Consider the following 1,461-nt stretch of genomic DNA (forward strand, 5'->3'; position numbering starts at 1 on the left):
TGGTGATACGACCATTATTACCATTGATAAGGGTAGGGCTAGTACCCAGTACAGGAATCACATTGGGTATGCTGGAATAGCGTTCGCCAACAGTTATTGATGTACTAGAGGCTTCACAGCCATTTTTGTCTTTGATAAGTATCGTGTAATCCCCTGCGGTCAGCCCATCAAATAAGGTGCCTACAGGTTCTATATTGCTTCCTGCTATAGAATATTGATAAGGAGGAGTTCCTCCATCGGGTGTTACAGTGATGGTACCATCATTTCCTTCAAAGCATTGTACAAGTGTTGGGTCACCGCTAACAGACAATACACGAGGAGCAACTAGTGTAAATTCACTACTAAAATCAAGAGCGTCTGGATTTGTGCCAGGATCGTTTCCTCCTCTTTTGGTTTGCCAACCCAATATATAGGTGCCAGGCCCTAAACCATTGGCATTCCAGGTAAAAGCCCGTCCAATAAAATCGCTTTTTGTCAAAATATCTACCCCGGCAACATTGTCAAATGTTCCATTAGATACAAATACAACTAAACTCATTTTTTCTGAAACATTACTATCGAGTTCTCTATCAAAAGTTACTGTGAAGCTACCATCATTGTTATAACTACAGGTAGGATGAATAAGCTTTGGGTTAGGAGAAATATTCGGATCTAATGCAGGTGAGCAGTTAAGGATTGTGTAAGGTTTTAAAGGAGAAAAAACATTACCAACTAGTTTGTATCTGAAATAAATTATTTTATTTGCATTATTCTCAAAATCTACTGGAAAATTATCAAAATCTATAAATATTGATTTTTTGTTTGAAGAACCACTTATTGTAGCTAATTGTCCTTCAAAAGAATATTCCCATTCAATAATATCTGTATCAGAAATACTCGAAGTAGCATTTAATGTAACACCATTACAGTCAAGTTCATTAGATTGTGTTGTATTAACTTTTTCAAAGTATAATGTCCCAAAAGATGGTTTATGTTCATAATATGAATCTATGTTAGGATCGATATCCATTCTGTATCCTCCTAAACTATATGTTTTTCCCCTGTTAGGGCCTTCGATCCATCTGCAACTTCCAGCTGAAACTAAATAATATCCTGGTCTTGTAGTTAAATCTAATATTCCTGTCGTAGTGCTGAGAGTTGTATCACTTCCATCTGCAATTTTCAAACTTCCGGTAGAGGATATTACACTTGCCGGATTAGAAAGAAAACAACTTGAAGCACTTAAGTCTAAAACATTAACTGTAGATACATGATATTTATATTGTCCATAAAAACTAATAGAAAACAATAAAAACGATATGTATAATAAGAGTTTTTTCATAATTCTTGTCAACTTTCATTTAGCTTATTACTTTTCAATAGTATTCTATAATTATTTCACAATTATTTTTCTAATATGATTTCCATATGGTGTTTCTAGCACCAGGGCATATATTCCAGAGGGTACTTGTAGAGTAAAAG

1 protein-coding gene is annotated in these 1,461 nt (G+C 34.8%); it reads right to left on the reverse strand.

The genetic code is table 11. The features are described 5' to 3' along the window. A partial coding sequence (locus tag Z054_RS29565) for a SprB repeat-containing protein (protein WP_152538705.1) occupies positions 1 to 1,321 on the reverse strand: 1,321 nt, incomplete at its 3' end. Between the last annotated feature and the right edge of the window lie 140 nt (positions 1,322 to 1,461).

The sequence above is a fragment of the Aquimarina macrocephali JAMB N27 genome, assembly GCF_000520995.1.
Taxonomy (GTDB): domain Bacteria; phylum Bacteroidota; class Bacteroidia; order Flavobacteriales; family Flavobacteriaceae; genus Aquimarina; species Aquimarina macrocephali.